This window comes from Neobacillus sp. GCM10023253 (assembly GCF_042653105.1).
Classification (GTDB): Bacteria; Bacillota; Bacilli; order Bacillales; family Cytobacillaceae; genus Neobacillus; species Neobacillus citreus.
Genome location: NZ_JBHSHV010000009.1, coordinates 117877 through 134297, shown reverse-complemented (window position 1 = coordinate 134297; position 16421 = coordinate 117877). Strand labels below are relative to the sequence as shown.

The 16421-nt window shown below is 41.0% G+C and carries 14 protein-coding genes, 2 tRNA genes and 2 other annotated features; of the genes, 11 read left to right on the top strand and 5 right to left on the bottom strand.

The genetic code is table 11. The features are described from left to right. Window positions 1-544 precede the first annotated feature (544 nt). Window positions 545-2392 carry a DNA ligase D gene (locus ACFPA1_RS13390; RefSeq protein ID WP_378583622.1) on the bottom strand — a complete coding sequence of 616 codons (1848 nt, stop codon included), beginning with the start codon at window positions 2390-2392 and terminating at the stop codon, window positions 545-547. A 239-nt stretch (window positions 2393-2631) separates the two neighbouring features. On the opposite strand from ACFPA1_RS13390, the gene ACFPA1_RS13385 reads away from it, so the two are divergent. Continuing rightward, window positions 2632-3468 (top strand): Ku protein, encoded by an 837-nt coding sequence (locus tag ACFPA1_RS13385; RefSeq protein ID WP_213145328.1) that lies wholly within the window; start codon window positions 2632-2634, stop codon window positions 3466-3468. A 31-nt stretch (window positions 3469-3499) separates the two neighbouring features. Here ACFPA1_RS13385 and ACFPA1_RS13380 read toward each other — a convergent pair whose 3' ends face one another. From ACFPA1_RS13380 to ACFPA1_RS13370, 3 genes are all read right to left on the bottom strand, one after another. Beyond that, the gene (locus ACFPA1_RS13380) at window positions 3500-3787 is read right to left on the bottom strand and encodes a DUF6509 family protein (RefSeq protein WP_213145153.1); all 288 of its coding nucleotides are present in this window, start codon (window positions 3785-3787) and stop codon (window positions 3500-3502) included. 99 nt (window positions 3788-3886) lie between these two features. Beyond that, a tRNA-Ser gene (locus ACFPA1_RS13375) sits at window positions 3887-3978 on the bottom strand. A gap of 8 nt (window positions 3979-3986) precedes the next feature. Then, window positions 3987-4060: transfer RNA gene (locus ACFPA1_RS13370), tRNA-Gly, on the bottom strand. Window positions 4061-4272: 212 nt separating this feature from the next. On the opposite strand from ACFPA1_RS13370, the gene ACFPA1_RS13365 reads away from it, so the two are divergent. From ACFPA1_RS13365 to ACFPA1_RS13355, 3 genes are read left to right on the top strand one after another with little or no spacing between them, the layout of a single operon-like run. Beyond that, window positions 4273-5022 carry a DeoR/GlpR family DNA-binding transcription regulator gene (locus ACFPA1_RS13365; RefSeq protein ID WP_213145154.1) on the top strand — a complete coding sequence of 250 codons (750 nt, stop codon included), beginning with the start codon at window positions 4273-4275 and terminating at the stop codon, window positions 5020-5022. After that, a complete protein-coding gene (pfkB, locus tag ACFPA1_RS13360) occupies window positions 5019-5933 on the top strand; it encodes a 1-phosphofructokinase (protein WP_213145155.1) in 915 nt (304 codons plus the stop codon). The genes ACFPA1_RS13365 and pfkB overlap by 4 nt, the downstream gene beginning before the upstream one ends. Before the next feature lie 14 nt (window positions 5934-5947). Continuing rightward, window positions 5948-7810 (top strand): PTS fructose transporter subunit IIABC, encoded by a 1863-nt coding sequence (locus tag ACFPA1_RS13355; protein ID WP_378583617.1) that lies wholly within the window; start codon window positions 5948-5950, stop codon window positions 7808-7810. 29 nt (window positions 7811-7839) lie between these two features. Here ACFPA1_RS13355 and ACFPA1_RS13350 read toward each other — a convergent pair whose 3' ends face one another. Next, a complete protein-coding gene (locus tag ACFPA1_RS13350) occupies window positions 7840-9117 on the bottom strand; it encodes an MFS transporter (RefSeq protein WP_213145157.1) in 1278 nt (425 codons plus the stop codon). Window positions 9118-9306: 189 nt separating this feature from the next. Beyond that, window positions 9307-9559, top strand: a binding site (T-box leader). 36 nt (window positions 9560-9595) lie between these two features. After that, window positions 9596-9843, top strand: a binding site (T-box leader). 59 nt (window positions 9844-9902) lie between these two features. On the opposite strand from ACFPA1_RS13350, the gene trpE reads away from it, so the two are divergent. Genes trpE through trpA form a run of 7 tightly spaced genes read left to right on the top strand, consistent with a single transcriptional unit; the run spans window position 9903 to window position 16289 of the window. After that, entirely contained in the window at window positions 9903-11294 is a 1392-nt protein-coding gene (gene trpE, locus ACFPA1_RS13345) for an anthranilate synthase component I (RefSeq protein ID WP_378583614.1), read from the top strand. Beyond that, the gene (locus ACFPA1_RS13340) at window positions 11291-11902 is read left to right on the top strand and encodes an anthranilate synthase component II (protein WP_213145159.1); all 612 of its coding nucleotides are present in this window, start codon (window positions 11291-11293) and stop codon (window positions 11900-11902) included. Before trpE ends, ACFPA1_RS13340 begins: the two co-directional genes overlap by 4 nt. Then, window positions 11874-12899: an anthranilate phosphoribosyltransferase gene (gene trpD / locus ACFPA1_RS13335; protein WP_213145160.1), complete on the top strand. Its 1026-nt coding sequence runs from the start codon at window positions 11874-11876 to the stop codon at window positions 12897-12899. The genes ACFPA1_RS13340 and trpD overlap by 29 nt, the downstream gene beginning before the upstream one ends. Beyond that, entirely contained in the window at window positions 12900-13691 is a 792-nt protein-coding gene (gene trpC / locus ACFPA1_RS13330) for an indole-3-glycerol phosphate synthase TrpC (RefSeq protein WP_378583611.1), read from the top strand. Further along, entirely contained in the window at window positions 13688-14311 is a 624-nt protein-coding gene (locus ACFPA1_RS13325) for a phosphoribosylanthranilate isomerase (RefSeq protein WP_378583609.1), read from the top strand. Before trpC ends, ACFPA1_RS13325 begins: the two co-directional genes overlap by 4 nt. After that, on the top strand, window positions 14308-15513 hold the full coding sequence (gene trpB / locus ACFPA1_RS13320) for a tryptophan synthase subunit beta (RefSeq protein ID WP_378583606.1): 1206 nt from the start codon (window positions 14308-14310) through the stop codon (window positions 15511-15513). The genes ACFPA1_RS13325 and trpB overlap by 4 nt, the downstream gene beginning before the upstream one ends. Then, window positions 15510-16289 (top strand): tryptophan synthase subunit alpha, encoded by a 780-nt coding sequence (trpA, locus tag ACFPA1_RS13315; RefSeq protein WP_213145164.1) that lies wholly within the window; start codon window positions 15510-15512, stop codon window positions 16287-16289. Before trpB ends, trpA begins: the two co-directional genes overlap by 4 nt. Window positions 16290-16421 lie beyond the last annotated feature (132 nt).

Here is a 16421-nt window from a genome sequence, read left to right as displayed (position 1 = left end):
GTAATAATAAAACCATATAAAAAAAGGTCAACCAGAAATATCTGGCTGACCTTATAATACGAAGCGGAGATATTCCGATTAACTGTTCTAAATAACACAAAATCCAAAGATTTAGATGATATAACCGGAAAAACTTCCTTTATTTTTAAGGAAATATGAGTTTTTCCCAAAATACACGGAATTCTTCCGTTTATTTTTCAAACTCAGTAAAATCAACATTCAGTTATAACACAGCCAAATTTATAAAGCATTCTTCCCGATTTAGATAAGCGATTTAAGCTTATTCTTTTCTTGCAACTCCCAGAATAGAAACAAATCCACAATCAATTTGGTTACACTGTTTGGCTTACCGCTTATTTTTATTACAGTTAAAGTTCTTTATTTAACACCTGTTGATTGGCGCGGAAGGCACGTAGACTCCTGCGGGAGTACGCGGCAGGGGAGACCCCGCAGGAGCTTTAGCGACGAGGAGGCTCCCCGGCACGCCCGCGGAAAGCGAAGTGCCTGGAGCGCCAATCAACAGACTTGTTGAAAGGCCAATATATTAATTTCCTTTTTTTCGTGAATTTTGTTTTAATACTTCCAGTACAGGCGCGAAGGGCTGAATTGATTTCGTTTGGAAATAGTTTTTAAATGGGTCCCCAAACTGCTTAATTCGTTCTAAAGCATAGTCCAATGTAAACATCCTAGGGTTAAGCTTTTCGTCTACTTCCTCCCAAAAAAGCGGTGTAGCAACCCCGCCATGCTCGTTCCCTCGCATCGAATACGGCGCAACAATCGTTTTTCCTTCCCCATGCTGGACATAATCCACATATAACCTGTTTCCTCGTTTCTTTTTCATTCTTTCGATTGTAAAGGAATCGGGATCTTTTGAAATCAAATATTCGGCGATGAAGCTCGTAAACAATCTTGTGTCATCATAGCTGAATTCATCTTCTGGCAATGGAAGATAAATTTGCAGTCCCTTATTACCAGAGGTTTTGATAAACCCGATCAAGTTTAACTGATTAAGAACCTCTTTTATTAATAAAGCGGCCTTTATTGCCAAATGAAATTCATCCTGTGATGGAGGATCTAAGTCAAACACAATTTCACTTGGCCCCTTGCTCATGGTAGTTTGAAATGGCACATGAAACTCAATGGCAAGCTGGTTTCCAAGCCATATCAAGGTTTTTAAGTTATTGCAGAGAATATAATCAATGTCATCAGCTGTATGGGTATGGACAAAATGCGGAGCATAATCTGGACAATTCTTTTGATAAAATGCTTCCCCAAACATCCCGTGCGGAAAGCGAATGACGGTAAGTAAGCGATTTTTTAAAAATGGCAGCATATACGGGGAAATTTCCCTTAAATAAAAAATATAATCAGCTTTCCTGATATTGAACTTGTCCCACAGCGGCTTATCAGGATGAGTGATTTCAAGGTCTTCAGGCAGATTTTTTTGCTGAAAAATAAATTTATCATAGGTGCAGTCCTTAGGTACCAAATCAAATCTGAAATGGTCAAAATGAGGCTCGCGAAGCTGGTTTTCATAAAGCTCCAAATATTTCACTTCCAGGCAGATGGCAGGCTCTACAAAAATAAATTGGTTATCCTCTTTGACCATATTTTGTTTTAAGATTTGCCCAAGGGCCTGTTTTTCATCCGGTTTAAAGCCGAATAAAACTTGTCCTACCCCGTAAATGGAGTCATCCTTATAGACCCCCACATAAAAATATCCATTTGTTTTATCATAGGAGGTGACAAAGCAGCTGACATATTTCCAATTCTTATACTTTAGCCAATGTAAAGACCGCTTTCCTTCCTCCCAAATACTTGAGGCCTGTTTAGCTACGATCCCCTCACCGTCGTATAGCACCACTTTTTCCCATATTTCATTAAAATCCTCATAGGCCATAACAGGCTGCAGAAGCTGCTTATTATATGGGTCAGCATTTAATTCAAGTCCTGTTTTTTTAAATAATCTGTTTAGTTCTTCTTTTCTTTTTAAAAATTCAAGGCCATACATCGGCTTACCATTTTGGACTAATAAATCAAAAATCATCAAGCGGCAGGGGGAATTTTTTGCTTGCTCTCCTATTTTTTTCGCTGCCTTTAAGCGGCCGCGTATTTGAATGGCTGAAAAATTAGCTTTATAGGGATTTTCAAGGGAAACAAGTTCACTATCGAGTTGAAGCGGCAGAAATGGTTTAAATTCATTTTCATGCTGTAATAAAAAATCCTCTATTTCCGGAAATTGTGGTAATAGGGATTTCCCATTTCGGCTTGTCAATTCGATCCCGTTTGAATCCCAATCCAGTATGGCTCGAAATCCATCATATTTTACTTCGAAGAGCCAGTCTTTCTGAACAGGCTGATCAAAAGTCAGCGTGGGGAGCATCGGTTTCATGGAAAATGCCCTTTCTTTTTTCAGCTAATAAGAAAGTATAAAATTTTCTCAAATTTTATACTTTCTTAACGCATAAATTCAACTACGCCTCTGTCTTCGTCCTAACGGACTCGCCAATCGGCGAGTTTTCATTTATTATATTGGCTGAAAAACAAGCCTTTCATCCATTTCCATTTGTTTTTAGGAATGTTAGCTCAAAGAGATCAAAAACTAATAACAAAAAGATTGGAGAAACGTTTATGCATACAATGTGGAAAGGCAGTATCAGCTTCGGGCTTGTTAACATTCCCATCAAGCTTCATACGGCAACTGAAGATAAGGATATCAAGCTGCGTACACTGCATAAGAAATGTCACGCCCCGATTAAATATGAAAAAGTTTGTACTGTTTGTGAAGAAGAGGTTAAACCAGAAGAGATTGTAAGGGCTTATGAATATACGAAAGGAAAATTTGTTGTTCTTGATGAGGAAGATCTAGAAAAACTGCGGAAGGAAAATGAAGAAAAGGCTGTTGAAATTATTGACTTTGTCAAAATTGAAGAAATTGACCCAATTTACTTTGAGAGAAGTTATTATATGTCACCAAATGAGGGAGGAGGTAAGGCCTATTCACTTTTGCGAAAGGCATTAGAGGAATCCCAAAAGGTAGGGATAGCTAAAATTGTGATAAGATCGAAGGAACAGCTTGCGGTTATTCGCGTCTATGAGAACACCTTAGTCATGGAAACCATTCATTATCCAGATGAAGTTCGTAAGGCTGCGGATGTTCCGAATGTGCCTTCAGAAGATAAGGTAACGAAAAAGGAATTGGATACAGCTATTTTGCTTATTGACCAATTAACATCCGCATTTGAGCCGGAAAAATACACAGATGAATATCGAACTGCCTTGCTGGAATTAATCGAATCAAAACGACAAGGAAAAGACACAGTAACCGCCGCAACGAAGGAAGTTGCGACGAATGTAACTGATTTAATGGCGGCCCTTCAGGCCTCAATTGATCGCACCAAGCCGAAAAAGACTGCTGCAGCTCCTCCAAGAAAGAAGACAGCGACAAAAGTCAAAAAAGAAGCGTAAAAAAAGGAAAAGCAGGGGAAGTCCCCTGCTTTTAATCTTCTCTAATTATGCTCTGGCAGTAGTCAAAAACTATTTGCTCTTCATCCTCTTCAAGAGCAAAATCAAATACTTTATCGCTCCCTTTTTCAAAAAAGTGATAATTGGAGATTTTTGATCCGTTCTCGTCCACTACAAAAAGGACCCTTAACCCAACACCGTTATCAGAAAAAAGTTCATCCTCTTCATCTATATCAAGGTCAAGAAAAATCTCGTAACGGTCCCCCGATAATAAACCAAATGGATCTTCCAATTTTTCTAATGTATGACCCGTAATATTCAACTATATCATCCTTTGCATAAATTATTGACTTTATTATTATGACATATTTTGTTTCAATAAGAAAACGCCAGAAATCTCTGGCGTTTTTAGTCCTATGTATGGCGGAGAAGGTGAGATTCGAACTCACGCAACGGTTGCCCGTCCTAACGCATTTCGAGTGCGCCCCCTTATAACCACTTGGGTACTCCTCCAAATCATTTGGAGCGGGTGAGGGGAATCGAACCCCCGCCGTCAGCTTGGGAAGCTGAAATTCTACCATTAAACCACACCCGCATAATTAAAGACAAGATAATTATAGCATAATACTAATAAGAGTGGTAGAAAAAAATTTAATGAATGCAAAAACATGAATGGTTTTGGAAGGATTTTTTATTTTTTACTTAAAATCAGTCAAAATATTGGATGTTTTTGATTGAAAACGATTGATTTTTGCAATCGGTTACAGTATTATATAAACATAACAATAAAAAATAGGTGGTGATGACTTGTTAACTCCTGAACGTCATCGGCTTATTCTACAATTATTAAAGGAAAAGGGTATTATTAAAATCCAGGAAATCATGGAGCTAACGTGTTCCTCCGAATCAACGATCCGCAGGGACTTGTCTCAACTTGAGGAACAAAAGTTTTTAAAAAGAATCCATGGTGGTGCATCAAGGCTGCAGGGAAAACTCCAGGAGCCTAGCATGATAGAGAAATCCTCCAAAAACCTTCATGAAAAACAGTTGATTGCAAAATATGCGGCTGGTTTAGTGGAAGAAGGGGATTGCATTTATTTAGATGCAGGGTCAACTATTTTTGAAATGATTGATAGCCTGCCAAACGATATTGTCGTGGTAACAAATGGTTTTATGCATTTACCGGGGTTATTAAATAAAGGTATTTCTACTTTCTTAATTGGCGGGTTTGCAAAACAAAAAACAAATGCATTAATTGGCCGGGGGGCCCTGGAAAGTCTTGAATTCTACCGTTTTGACAAATGCTTTATGGGTGTAAATGGCATTCATCCTCAATTCGGCTTTACCACCCCAGACCAAGAAGAAGCAATGGTAAAGCAAAAAGCGGTTTTCTTATCAAGGGAGGCTTTTGTACTGGCAGACAGTACTAAGTTTTCGGAAATATCATTTGCCAAAATTGCCGATATTCATGAAGCCTCGATTATTACAAATGAACTAGAAGAAGAAATTGGACATCAATATTTAAATAGAACCACAATAAAGGTCGTGACAGCATGATTTACACATTAACGTTAAACCCTTCGGTTGACTATATTGTGAAACTTGATAGCTTTCAGTTGGGAGAATTACATCGAACTGAGAGCGAAGCAAAATTTCCCGGAGGAAAGGGAATTAATGTTTCAAGAGTTTTAAAGCAAATGGAAACGAACAGTAAAGCGCTTGGTTTTATCGGAGGCTTTACCGGAGCATATATTGAGCAATTTCTTGAAAAAGAAAATATAGAAACAGATTTTGTGAAGGTCGTAGAGGACTCTAGGATTAATATAAAGCTTAAAACAGGCCAGGAAACAGAAATTAATGCAAAGGGACCGGATATATCAGAGACTGCTTTCGGCTTGCTGAAGGATAAAATTTGCCAACTAAATGCGAACGATTTATTAGTCTTGGCGGGAAGTATACCAGGCTCATTGCCAAAAACTACTTATGAAGAGCTAGTTAAAATCAGTAAAGAAACTGGAGCGCAATTTGTTGTTGATGCTGAAGGGGACTTATTGAAAAATGTACTAAAATTTAAGCCGTTTTTAATTAAACCAAACCATCATGAGCTAGGAGAACTGTTTGATACCGTAATATCAAGCCCTGAGGAAGTCATCCCGTTTGGGAAAAAGCTTGTCTCGATGGGAGCTGAAAATGTCATTGTATCACTGGCTGATCAAGGAGCGGTATTCATTAATAAGGATAGTACGCTGCTCGCTAATGTTCCAAAAGGTAAGGTTAAAAACTCGGTTGGGGCCGGGGATTCTATGGTGGCGGGGTTTTTGGCCGCTTACGAAAGAACAGGAGATTTAATCGAAGCATTCCGATATAGTGTTGCCTCAGGAAGTGCCACCGCTTTCTCGTTAGGACTTTGTACTAAGGATCAAGTGGCTGAGCTTATTCCACAAGTTCAGATTAAGGAAATCAGGTAGAGGAGACAACCAAAATGAAAATTACTGAATTGCTTACAATAGATACAATCCTTTTAAATATTGATGGTAAACAAAAAGAAGAAGCAATTGACCAGCTTGTCGATGTACTGCAGAAGGCGGGAAAAATAACAAACCAAAATGATTTTAAATCCGCCATTTTAAAAAGAGAAGGCCAAAGTACAACAGGAATCGGCGACGGAATTGCGATTCCACACGCAAAAACGGCGGCAGTTAAAGAAGCGGCTATTGCCTTTGGTAAATCCGTTACCGGTGTTGACTATGAATCGTTGGACGGAAAGCCTGCCCATTTATTTTTCATGATTGCTGCACCAGAAGGGGCTAATAACACTCATTTGGAAGCCTTGGCACGTCTGTCCGGATTGTTAATGAAAGCTGAAGTACGGTATGAGTTATTAAAGGCCGCATCTGCGGATGAAATAATAGGTATCATCAACCGTTTTGATAAAGAGGAGAAAGCGGAGGCAGTATCTGAGACGAAAAAGAATTCAATTGTAGCAGTGACTGGATGCCCAACCGGTATCGCCCATACTTATATGGCGGCAGATTCCTTAAAGGCCAAGGCTGCTGAATTGGGTGTCAATATCAAGGTTGAAACCAACGGTTCTGGCGGAGCCAAAAATGTTTTGACTAAAGAGGAAATTGAAAATGCAACAGCAGTTATTGTAGCTGCCGATATCAATGTCGAAATGGAACGGTTTAAAGGAAAACATGTCATACAGACGGCGGTCGCTGATGGCATCCGGCGCCCGGAGCAATTAATCGAACGGGCTTTAAAAAAGGACGCTCCAGTCTACAATGGCAGCGGCACTGAAGGTACTCAAAAATCAGAGCAAAAAGGTTCAAAAACGGGATTTTACAAGCACTTAATGAACGGTGTTTCAAACATGCTTCCATTTGTTGTTGGGGGCGGAATCCTAATTGCAATCTGCTTTATGTTTGGCTATAACTCCTTTAAGCCGGACGATCCATCCTATAATCCGATTGCTGCGGCATTAATGACCATTGGCGGCGACAACGCATTTAAACTGATTGTACCCGTTCTAGCTGGATTTATTGCCCTCAGCATTGCAGACCGCCCTGGTTTTGCAGCCGGTATGGTTGGCGGTATGATGGCGGCAAACGGAGGCGCAGGTTTCCTAGGCGGGTTAATTGCCGGATTCTTGGCTGGTTATATTGTTCTGCTTTTAAAGAAAGTATTTGCCGGACTACCAAAGTCGCTGGAAGGAATCAAAGCAATCTTAATTTATCCACTTTTAGGGATCGCCATTACTGGATTTATTATGCATTATGTTGTTAACAAACCGGTAGCATGGTTAAATACAGAGATTACTCATTGGCTGACAGGTCTCGGGACTGGAAACGCTGTTCTTTTAGGGATTGTATTAGGTTTAATGATGTCGTTTGATATGGGCGGCCCTATTAATAAAGCGGCCTATGTATTCGGTACAGGCTTGCTGGCGAGTGGCGTTTACGAACCAATGGCAGCGGTTATGGCGGCAGGCATGGTGCCGCCATTAGAAATTGCTATTTCCACTACACTATTTAAGAAAAAGTTTACGACTGAGGAACGAGATGCGGGTAAGGCTTGCTATGTAATGGGATTATCGTTTATTACAGAAGGTGCGATTCCATTTGCGGCAGCAGACCCATTCAGGGTGATACCATCCGTTATGGCAGGTTCTGCGGTAGCCGGTGCTCTATCCATGGCATTTCATATTGGCTTAAGGGCACCTCATGGCGGAATCTTCGTCGTACCATTAGTAGAAAACGGAGCTCTTATGTACGCCCTGGCAATTCTTGCTGGCGCGGTTGTTTCAGCGTTATTAATCGGATTCTTGAAAAAACCAGTAAAATAATAGAAAAAGCCGGCATCTTTGGCCGGCTTTTAACTTTTTTCCGGAGGCGGTTTAATGGCGAAAAGAGCCACAATGGCTGCCAAGACGCTTAAACTGCTCATTAAAATAAAAATCCAGTGGTTCGGAAACTTCATCAATAAAGCGATAATCGGAGGTCCGGCAGCAACGCCAATAAACCTCATCGAACTGTAAAGTGAGGTAATGGTGCCCCGCTCTTTCTTTTCGACTCCCTCTGTAATAAGCGCATCAAGAGAGGGGAGGCCTAGACCAATGCCAATCCCCGCAATCAGAAACATGCAAATCATAAACCAAAGCTTAATGGAAATCCATAAGGCCGCAATAGAAAGCCCTGCAGCAAGAATTCCGCCAAATGTTAACCACTTCATTAACACTTTATTTTTTTTAATCACCTTTCCGCCGATAAAGGAGGATAAGCAAAGTGCTCCAAGAGGTAATGCCAAAAAGAACCCTTTCTTAAGATCTTTAATGCCATATTCTTTTTCAAACACTTCTGATAGGTAAAATAAGATGCCAAACAGAACAAGCATAAGAATACCGCCAATAAAAAAGATGGCATATAGCCAACGACCGCTTTCAGCAAAAGTCTTTTTAACATTCATAAAGAAATCCCTAAATGGGATTGTTTTTTGCTTTTTTTGTGGTGATTTAACAAGAAATACCATCATAAGTACTGAAATAAGGCAAAATACAGGGATCGAGAAAAACGGCAAAAACCAGATAAACCCAGCTAAAATGGCTCCGAAAATCGGACTTAGAACCTTGCCAAATGTGTTGGAGGTTTCGATAATTCCTAAGCAGGTGCTAACATCATCCTCATTTTTAAACATATCACCGACTAGCGGCAGGACAATCGGAAATGCCCCAGCTGCACCAACCCCCTGAAGTGCACGTCCGACTAAAACCAGCCAATAAGCGTCCAATTTCCAAGAAGCCCATCCCGAAAGCAATCCCCCGAGCGCGGCGATAATTAAACTTGGGATAATTACTTTTTTCCTGCCGATATGATCAGATAGATAGCCGGCAACTGGTATTAAGATAATGGCTACGATTGAATAAACAGTTATAATTAAACTCGACTGAAAGGAAGAAATGGATAATTCCTTCTCCAATGCCGGTAATACCGGAATTAACATGGAATTTCCTAAAGTCATAACCAATGGTATGGAAGATATAGATAGAATTGCCCACTTCTTGTTAGATATCTCACTTGATCGATTTTGGCCAGCCTTTGATTGCTTCTTTTTAGCGGTCCGTGGATTATTCCACAATTGTTCAATGTGTTCCATTTATCCTCTATCCCGCCTTTTTTCTTTGTACTGTTAATATTCACTATTTTGATTTAAAAAAACTTAACGAAGTAATCCTTTTACTGGTAAGGGAAATTAGATTGCTTTTGTGAAAAATTCGATAATTCTAAAATTAATCCCTTGACAATATACTGGTTATTGTAATAACATAAAAAACAACAAAATGAACTTGCGGCAGTGATGAAGAGTAGTAGCTTTTACGGATTCAAAAGAGAGCTGATGGTTGGTGAAAATCAGTGATGACGTTTAAGTGAATGGACTTCGGAGCCTCCAAACCGAACCTTCCATAATTGGACCAGTAGGCTTTGGCGAAATCTCATCGTTACATGAGACAGATATTAAAGTATTTTTCTTTGATATCGGTAAAGTGAGCTAATTAGTTAGCTAATGAAGGTGGCACCACGGGTCTCCCGTCCTTTTTATGGACGTGAGGCCCTTTTTTATTGAAAAAAAAATAATGAAATCGATGAGCAAGAGGAGTACGCATATTTGTTTCTTTCCAGAGAGTCGGGGAATGGTGTGAGCCCGATAAGAAAGGATTTGCCGAATGGACTTGCGAGAGACATCTTGAACTAGAGTAGGGATGTACGGAGTTCCACCGTTAAAAGGATAGGATATCGAGTTATTTGCTCTGTATCTGAAACGAGGAAGCAAACTAATTGCTTCAAAATGAGGTGGCACCACGATCCGAGATTCGTCCTCTATATTCATAACCATGTTATGAATATAGGGGACTTTTTTATTTTCTGAAGGGAGTCTGAACGATGAACATTAAAATGGCTATTTTTATGAAAGAAATAAGCGGTGATACTCTAACGCCCATTTCCATTTTGCAAAAAATCAGCGGAAAGAAGAAATTCTTACTGGAAAGTTCCCATAAATACAATGATTCCGGCCGCTATTCCTTTATTGGCGCAGACCCAGCCATTGAGCTTGTTTCCATAGGAAAGGAAAATCGCGTGATTAAAAGAAATGGGCAAACGCAGGAAATAAGCGGAAATCCATTAGACGTTATCGATAATCTTCTGCCTTCGATAAAACTTGATGAGCTGCCATTTCCGTTTATCGGCGGGGCGATTGGCTATGTCGGCTATGATATCATCAGACAGTATGAAGTGATTGGTAAGGAATACCCGAACAGTTTGAATATGCCGGATGTCCACCTAATGGTGTATGAGGAAGTGATTGTCTTTGATCATCTTGAGGAGAGGGTATTTATCGTCGGTATTCCACTTCAGGATGATTCAGACGGTGCAAGTATTGAAATGAGAATCGACAAAAGGCTTCAGGAATTAAAAACACCTAATGTTTATGATGAGGAGAATAGTTTTATCTTGTCAGGATTTGAATCGGAAATTTCTAAGGAAGCCTTTATCAAGAATGTTGAAATTGCTAAAGAGCATATTTTAGAAGGTGATATTTTCCAGGTTGTCCTATCGAGGAGGATGAAAGCAGCCTTTGAAGGCTCTCCATTATCGCTTTATCGTAAACACCGGGCTAACAACCCGACGCCCTATATGTTCTACATCGACTTTGATGGCTATACCGTGATTGGTTCATCGCCTGAGAGCTTAATTAAGACAAGAGGTAAATCAGTCATAGCCAATCCGATAGCCGGAACAAAAAGACGAGGAAAAACCGCAGTTGAAGATGAAGCCATTCAAAAGGAATTATTGGCTGATGAAAAAGAATTGGCTGAACATAAAATGCTCGTGGATCTTGGCAGAAATGATTTGGGAAAGGTTTGCGAATTTGGTTCCGTTCAGGTTGATCGGTACATGGCCATTGAAAAGTTCCGCCATGTTATGCACATCGTTTCTGAAATCAGCGGAACCCTCATGTCAGATAAAACTGCGCTTGACGCGCTTGCTGCCTGCCTCCCGGCCGGGACGGTATCAGGAGCACCAAAGGTTAGGGCGATGGAAATCATTAACACACTTGAAAAATCAAAACGAGGTCTCTATTCGGGAGCGATTGGTTACTTTTCAGTGAATGGAAACATGGACTTTGCCCTTGCGATTCGGACGATGATATTAAAAGACGGAAAGGCATTTATTCAAGCTGGGGCCGGCATTGTCCATGATTCCGATCCTGAATCAGAATATGAGGAAACCTTAAATAAATTAAAAGCATTTTTGGAGGGAACCCCGAGATGATATTACTCATTGATAACTTTGACTCATTTACCTTCAACCTTTATCAGTACTTGGGAGAATTAGGGGAAGAAGCTGCAGTTTATCGAAATAACCAGATTAGTCTAGAGGAAATCAAGGCTTTGAATCCAAAAGCAATTATCCTCTCACCAGGGCCTGGTAAACCGGAAGATGCAGGGATCTGTATCGAGATCATTAACAAATTCTATAATAAAATTCCTATTTTAGGAATTTGTCTTGGGCACCAGGCAATAGGGGCAGCATTCGGAAGTGAAATTAATAGAGCAAAACAAATTAAACATGGCAAAACTTCGTTCATCAATCATAATGGCAGCGGCATTTTCAATTATTTATCCTCACCATTGGAAGTGATGCGTTACCATTCATTAAAAATTGAAAAAGATACGATGCCGCCAGAACTTGAGTGTATTGCTCATTCCATGGATGATAACGAGGTTATGGCGATTAAACACGAGGATTACCCGGTTTACGGGCTCCAGTTTCATCCAGAATCTATTGGGACTCCATTAGGAAAACAAATGCTTAAAAATTTCTTACTTGAAATAGGAAGGATGGATACAAATGAAGGAATATTTACTACAGTTAGCTGAACAACGGTCATTCTCTGAAAACGAGATGAAGGAAGCAGTTGATTTTATATTAGGTGAAGAGGTATCGGAATCGGAAATTGCCGCTTTTTTAATGGGACTTAAATCTAAGGGTGAAACAGTTGATGAAATCGTTGGCATTGTAAAAGCATTAAAAGGAAAGACATTGTCATTTAAAAAGAAGTTTCCGAATGCTTTGGATAATTGCGGAACTGGCGGTGACGGTTCTTCAAGCTTTAATGTAAGTACTACTTCTGCTTTTGTCCTCGCTGCGGCTGGAATACCAGTTGCTAAACATGGAAATCGAAGTGTTTCCAGTAAGACAGGAAGCGCTGACGTTCTGGAATACTTAGGCGTCAATCTTAATTTACCAGCAGAAAGTACGGAAGAGATCCTAAGCGAAATCGGGATTGCCTTTTTATTTGCCCCACATGTGCATCCAAAATTGAAAAAGGTGACGACCGTTAGGAGACAGTTGAAAATCCCGACAATTTTTAACTTTATCGGGCCTTTGACAAATCCAATCGAATTGGACTATCAACTTCTAGGCGTGTATCGCCGAGATCTTTTGCCAGTTTTTGCAGAGGTGTTAAATCAGCTTGGACGCAAGCGGGCGATCGTCCTAAATGGCGCCGGCTTTATGGATGAGGCATCCCTGCAGGGAGAAAACCATTTGACTATTTTAGAAGATGGAGTCATCACAAGCCAATCCTTTTATCCTGAAGATGTTGGTTTGCCAACCTATGATAATAGCTTCATAAAAGGCGGCGATGCGATGGAAAACGGCGAAATCTTACGGAATGTGCTAAGAGGTACAAAGGGTCCTTATCGAGATACCGTACTCCTAAATGCTGGCCTTGGTATTTTAACAGCCGGAAAGGCAGACACCATTAAAGAGGGTATAAAACTAGCCGCAGAAGTCATTGATTCTGGAGCGGCCCATCACAAATTAGAAGTATTAATTGAAAAATCACGAGCAATGCAAAGAGAGGCGATATAAGTGACAACGATATTAGACCGAATTATTGAACAAAAGAAACAGGAACTGGCTCTCCTGCAGAATCAGAGTGATTTTTATCCGGCAATAGGTCGTGAAAAAAGATCGTTGCTTGATAAGCTTCAAAAGTCACAGCAAATATCCATTATTGCTGAATTCAAGCGGGCTTCACCTTCGAAAGGAATGATTAATAATGGTGTGGAACCGGCTGTACAGGCTTCCATTTACGAACAATCCGGTGCCAGCGCCATCTCCGTTTTAACTGACCAAACTTTCTTTAAAGGGTCTTTTGAAGATTTAATAGCGGTAAGGGAAACAGTGCAGCTGCCGATCCTTTGCAAAGACTTTATTATCGATCCGCTGCAAATCAATAACGCCTGCGCACATGGGGCTGATATCATCCTATTGATTGTCGCTGCGCTTGATGAAAAAAAATTAACCGAATTATATCAATATGCCACAAATTTAGGTCTAGAGGTTTTGGTGGAGGTTCACAATCAGACTGAATTGGAAACGGCCCTAAAGACCGGGGCAAAGCTGATTGGCGTGAATAACCGTGACTTAAAAACCTTCCAAGTATCACTTGAAGTTACTGAAAAATTAGCAGCGGCGGTGAAACAATCAGGTGCTTTCTTAATAAGTGAAAGTGGACTTCATAGCCAGGAGGATGTTAACCGGGTTAGGAATGCTGGAGCAAATGGCATTCTTGTCGGGGAAGCCTTTATGAAAAGCGCAAACCTCAAGCGAACCTTTTCAGATTTTCAATTGCCGCTAATAGAAGGTGCACGGCCATGAAAGTAAAAATCTGCGGGATTATGGATATTGACACTGGACTTGCGGCAGTGGGGTATGGTGCTGATGCACTTGGCTTCGTGTTTGCAAAAAGCAAGCGGAGAATAACCGCTGAGAAGGCACAAGAAATCATTTCCGAATTGCCTAAGGAAGTATATAAGGTCGGTGTTTTTGTCAATGAATCACAAGCTGAAATTGAAAGGATTGCTGCAATAGCCGGCCTGACTCATATTCAACTGCACGGAGAGGAATCGGAAAACTTTAGTGAATCCCTTTCGCTCCCGGTGATCAAGGCTGCCAGTTTTGAAGGAAATGAGAAATTAGCGGAACTTAGGGATTTCCCTGCTGAGTATATTCTTCTTGATGGCCCCAAAGGGAAATACCACGGGGGAAATGGGACAGCATTCACATGGAGTGAGGTGAATACCGGACTCCTTGAGGGGAAAAAGGTCATCCTGGCCGGAGGGCTGCATCAGGAAAATGTAGAGGCTGCCATCAACACCATTCAACCATATATGGTCGATGTGAGTTCCGGGGTAGAAACCGATGGGGTAAAAGATCTGGCGAAAATAAAAGCATTTTTAGAAAAAGCAAAAAGCGAACGCAAGGAGGATATTATATGAGTACTTATACCTTACCGAATGAAAAAGGCCATTTTGGCATATATGGCGGGAAATTTGTTCCTGAAACACTAATGAAGGCCGTAACAGAACTGAATGAAGCCTACAACGAGGCAAAAAATGACCCGGAATTTCAAGCTGAGATTGATAGATTACTAAAGGAATATGTTGGCAGGGAAACCCCGCTTTATTTTGCGGAAAACCTGACAAAGCATGCCGGGGGGGCCAATATTTATTTAAAAAGAGAAGATTTAAACCATACCGGTGCTCATAAAATCAATAACGCGATTGGTCAGGCGCTGCTTGCTGTCCGTATGGGAAAAAGAAAAATTGTAGCGGAAACTGGCGCCGGCCAGCATGGAGTTGCCACAGCTACCGTTTGTGCACTGTTAAACCTTGATTGCATCATTTTTATGGGGGAGGAAGACATCAGGCGGCAGGCCTTGAACGTGTATCGGATGGAGCTTTTAGGTGCGAAGGTAGTCAGTGTAACATCAGGCAGCGCGACCTTAAAGGATGCCGTAAATGAGGCCCTCAGGTATTGGGTCGCCAATGTCGATGATACCCACTATTTATTGGGATCCGTGTCCGGCCCACACCCATTTCCGGTCATTGTCAGGGATTTTCAAAGTGTCATCGGCATGGAGACAAAAAGACAATTCTTAGCAAGGAACGGGAGCCTTCCTAATGCGGTCGTAGCCTGTATTGGGGGCGGAAGTAATGCGATGGGAATGTTCTATCCTTTTATCGAAGATGAAGAGGTAAAACTCTTTGGTGTGGAAGCCGCCGGTCATGGTGTTGATACACCATTTCATGCTGCGTCGCTGACAAAAGGGAGACCGGGAGTCTTGCATGGAGCCTTAATGTACGTTTTGCAAAACGAAGATGGCCAAATTCAAGAAGCACATTCCATTTCTGCCGGGCTCGATTATCCGGGCGTGGGGCCGGAGCACAGCTATCTAAAGGACAGCGGGCGGGCTAGCTATCACTCGATAACTGATAAAGAAGCCCTTGATGCCTTTCAGCTATTATCGAAGCTTGAAGGAATTATACCGGCACTTGAAAGCTCCCATGCCGTTGCGTTCGCTGTAAAATTGGCTGGTCAGCTTGGAGCCGGCCAAAATATTGTAGTCTGCTTATCAGGGCGTGGAGATAAAGATGTGGATGCAGTCAAATCAAGACTTAAAGGGGGCAGCGGAAAATGAACCGAATTGAACAAGCTTTTCAACAATTGAATAAGGAAAATAAAAAAGCTTTTGTGCCTTATATAATGGCAGGAGATGGCGGTTTGGAGAACCTGCCTGAAAGGCTGGCACTGTTAGAAAAATTCGGGGCAACGGCGATTGAAGTGGGTGTTCCTTTCTCTGACCCGGTTGCTGATGGTCCTACCATTCAGCGCGCGGGTATTAGAGCATTACAAAATGGAACCACATTAAAAGGGATTTTAAAAGAAATCACCAAAGCACGTGAATCAGTCACTACTCCTATTATTCTCATGACCTATTTAAATCCAGTTTATTCATACGGAATCGAGACATTTGTCCGTGACGTTCAAACTGCAGGTGTCGCAGGCTGCATTATTCCGGACCTGCCTGTGGAGGAAGAGGAAATCATTGCCCCGCTGCTAGAACAAGCGGAAGTGGAATTGATTCGACTTGTAACACTGACTACACCAATCGAACGGATCAGAGAAATTTCTAATAAAGGTAAGGGATTCTTATATACCGTTACTGTCAAAGGGATTACAGGAACAAGAAACGAATTTGGTAATGAACTGCATTCATTTTTACAAGCTGTTAAGGTAGTTAGTCCAATTCCTGTATTAGCGGGCTTTGGCATCTCAAATCAAGAGCAGATAAAGGAAATAACGAAGTATTGCGATGGGGTAGTAGTTGGCAGTAAAATTGTCGAGTACTTTGCCAATAACCAGCTGGAAGAAATGGAAGAATTCATGTCCATTTATAAACAAACACTCGCATAAAATGAAGGAGGCGTCTCGAGATGCCTCCTCTTTTTAAGTAAAAATGTGTCAATTGTTACATCCGTTTTTTTTTATATTGATTATAATTTGCTCAAATGGGTATAAGAAATTAATATTCTTGAGGATGAGAAA

What these genes read in the sequence shown, in the direction of transcription:
- trpE (WP_378583614.1), top strand. Translation starts at nt 9,903, where the DNA reads ATGAACATTAAAATGGCTATTTTTATGAAAGAAATAAGCGGTGATACT.
- pfkB (WP_213145155.1), top strand. Translation starts at nt 5,019, where the DNA reads ATGATTTACACATTAACGTTAAACCCTTCGGTTGACTATATTGTGAAA.
- ACFPA1_RS13385 (WP_213145328.1), top strand. Translation starts at nt 2,632, where the DNA reads ATGCATACAATGTGGAAAGGCAGTATCAGCTTCGGGCTTGTTAACATT.
- ACFPA1_RS13355 (WP_378583617.1), top strand. Translation starts at nt 5,948, where the DNA reads ATGAAAATTACTGAATTGCTTACAATAGATACAATCCTTTTAAATATT.
- trpD (WP_213145160.1), top strand. Translation starts at nt 11,874, where the DNA reads ATGAAGGAATATTTACTACAGTTAGCTGAACAACGGTCATTCTCTGAA.
- trpA (WP_213145164.1), top strand. Translation starts at nt 15,510, where the DNA reads ATGAACCGAATTGAACAAGCTTTTCAACAATTGAATAAGGAAAATAAA.
- ACFPA1_RS13340 (WP_213145159.1), top strand. Translation starts at nt 11,291, where the DNA reads ATGATATTACTCATTGATAACTTTGACTCATTTACCTTCAACCTTTAT.
- trpB (WP_378583606.1), top strand. Translation starts at nt 14,308, where the DNA reads ATGAGTACTTATACCTTACCGAATGAAAAAGGCCATTTTGGCATATAT.
- ACFPA1_RS13350 (WP_213145157.1), bottom strand. Translation starts at nt 9,117, where the DNA reads ATGGAACACATTGAACAATTGTGGAATAATCCACGGACCGCTAAAAAG.
- ACFPA1_RS13325 (WP_378583609.1), top strand. Translation starts at nt 13,688, where the DNA reads ATGAAAGTAAAAATCTGCGGGATTATGGATATTGACACTGGACTTGCG.
- ACFPA1_RS13390 (WP_378583622.1), bottom strand. Translation starts at nt 2,392, where the DNA reads ATGAAACCGATGCTCCCCACGCTGACTTTTGATCAGCCTGTTCAGAAA.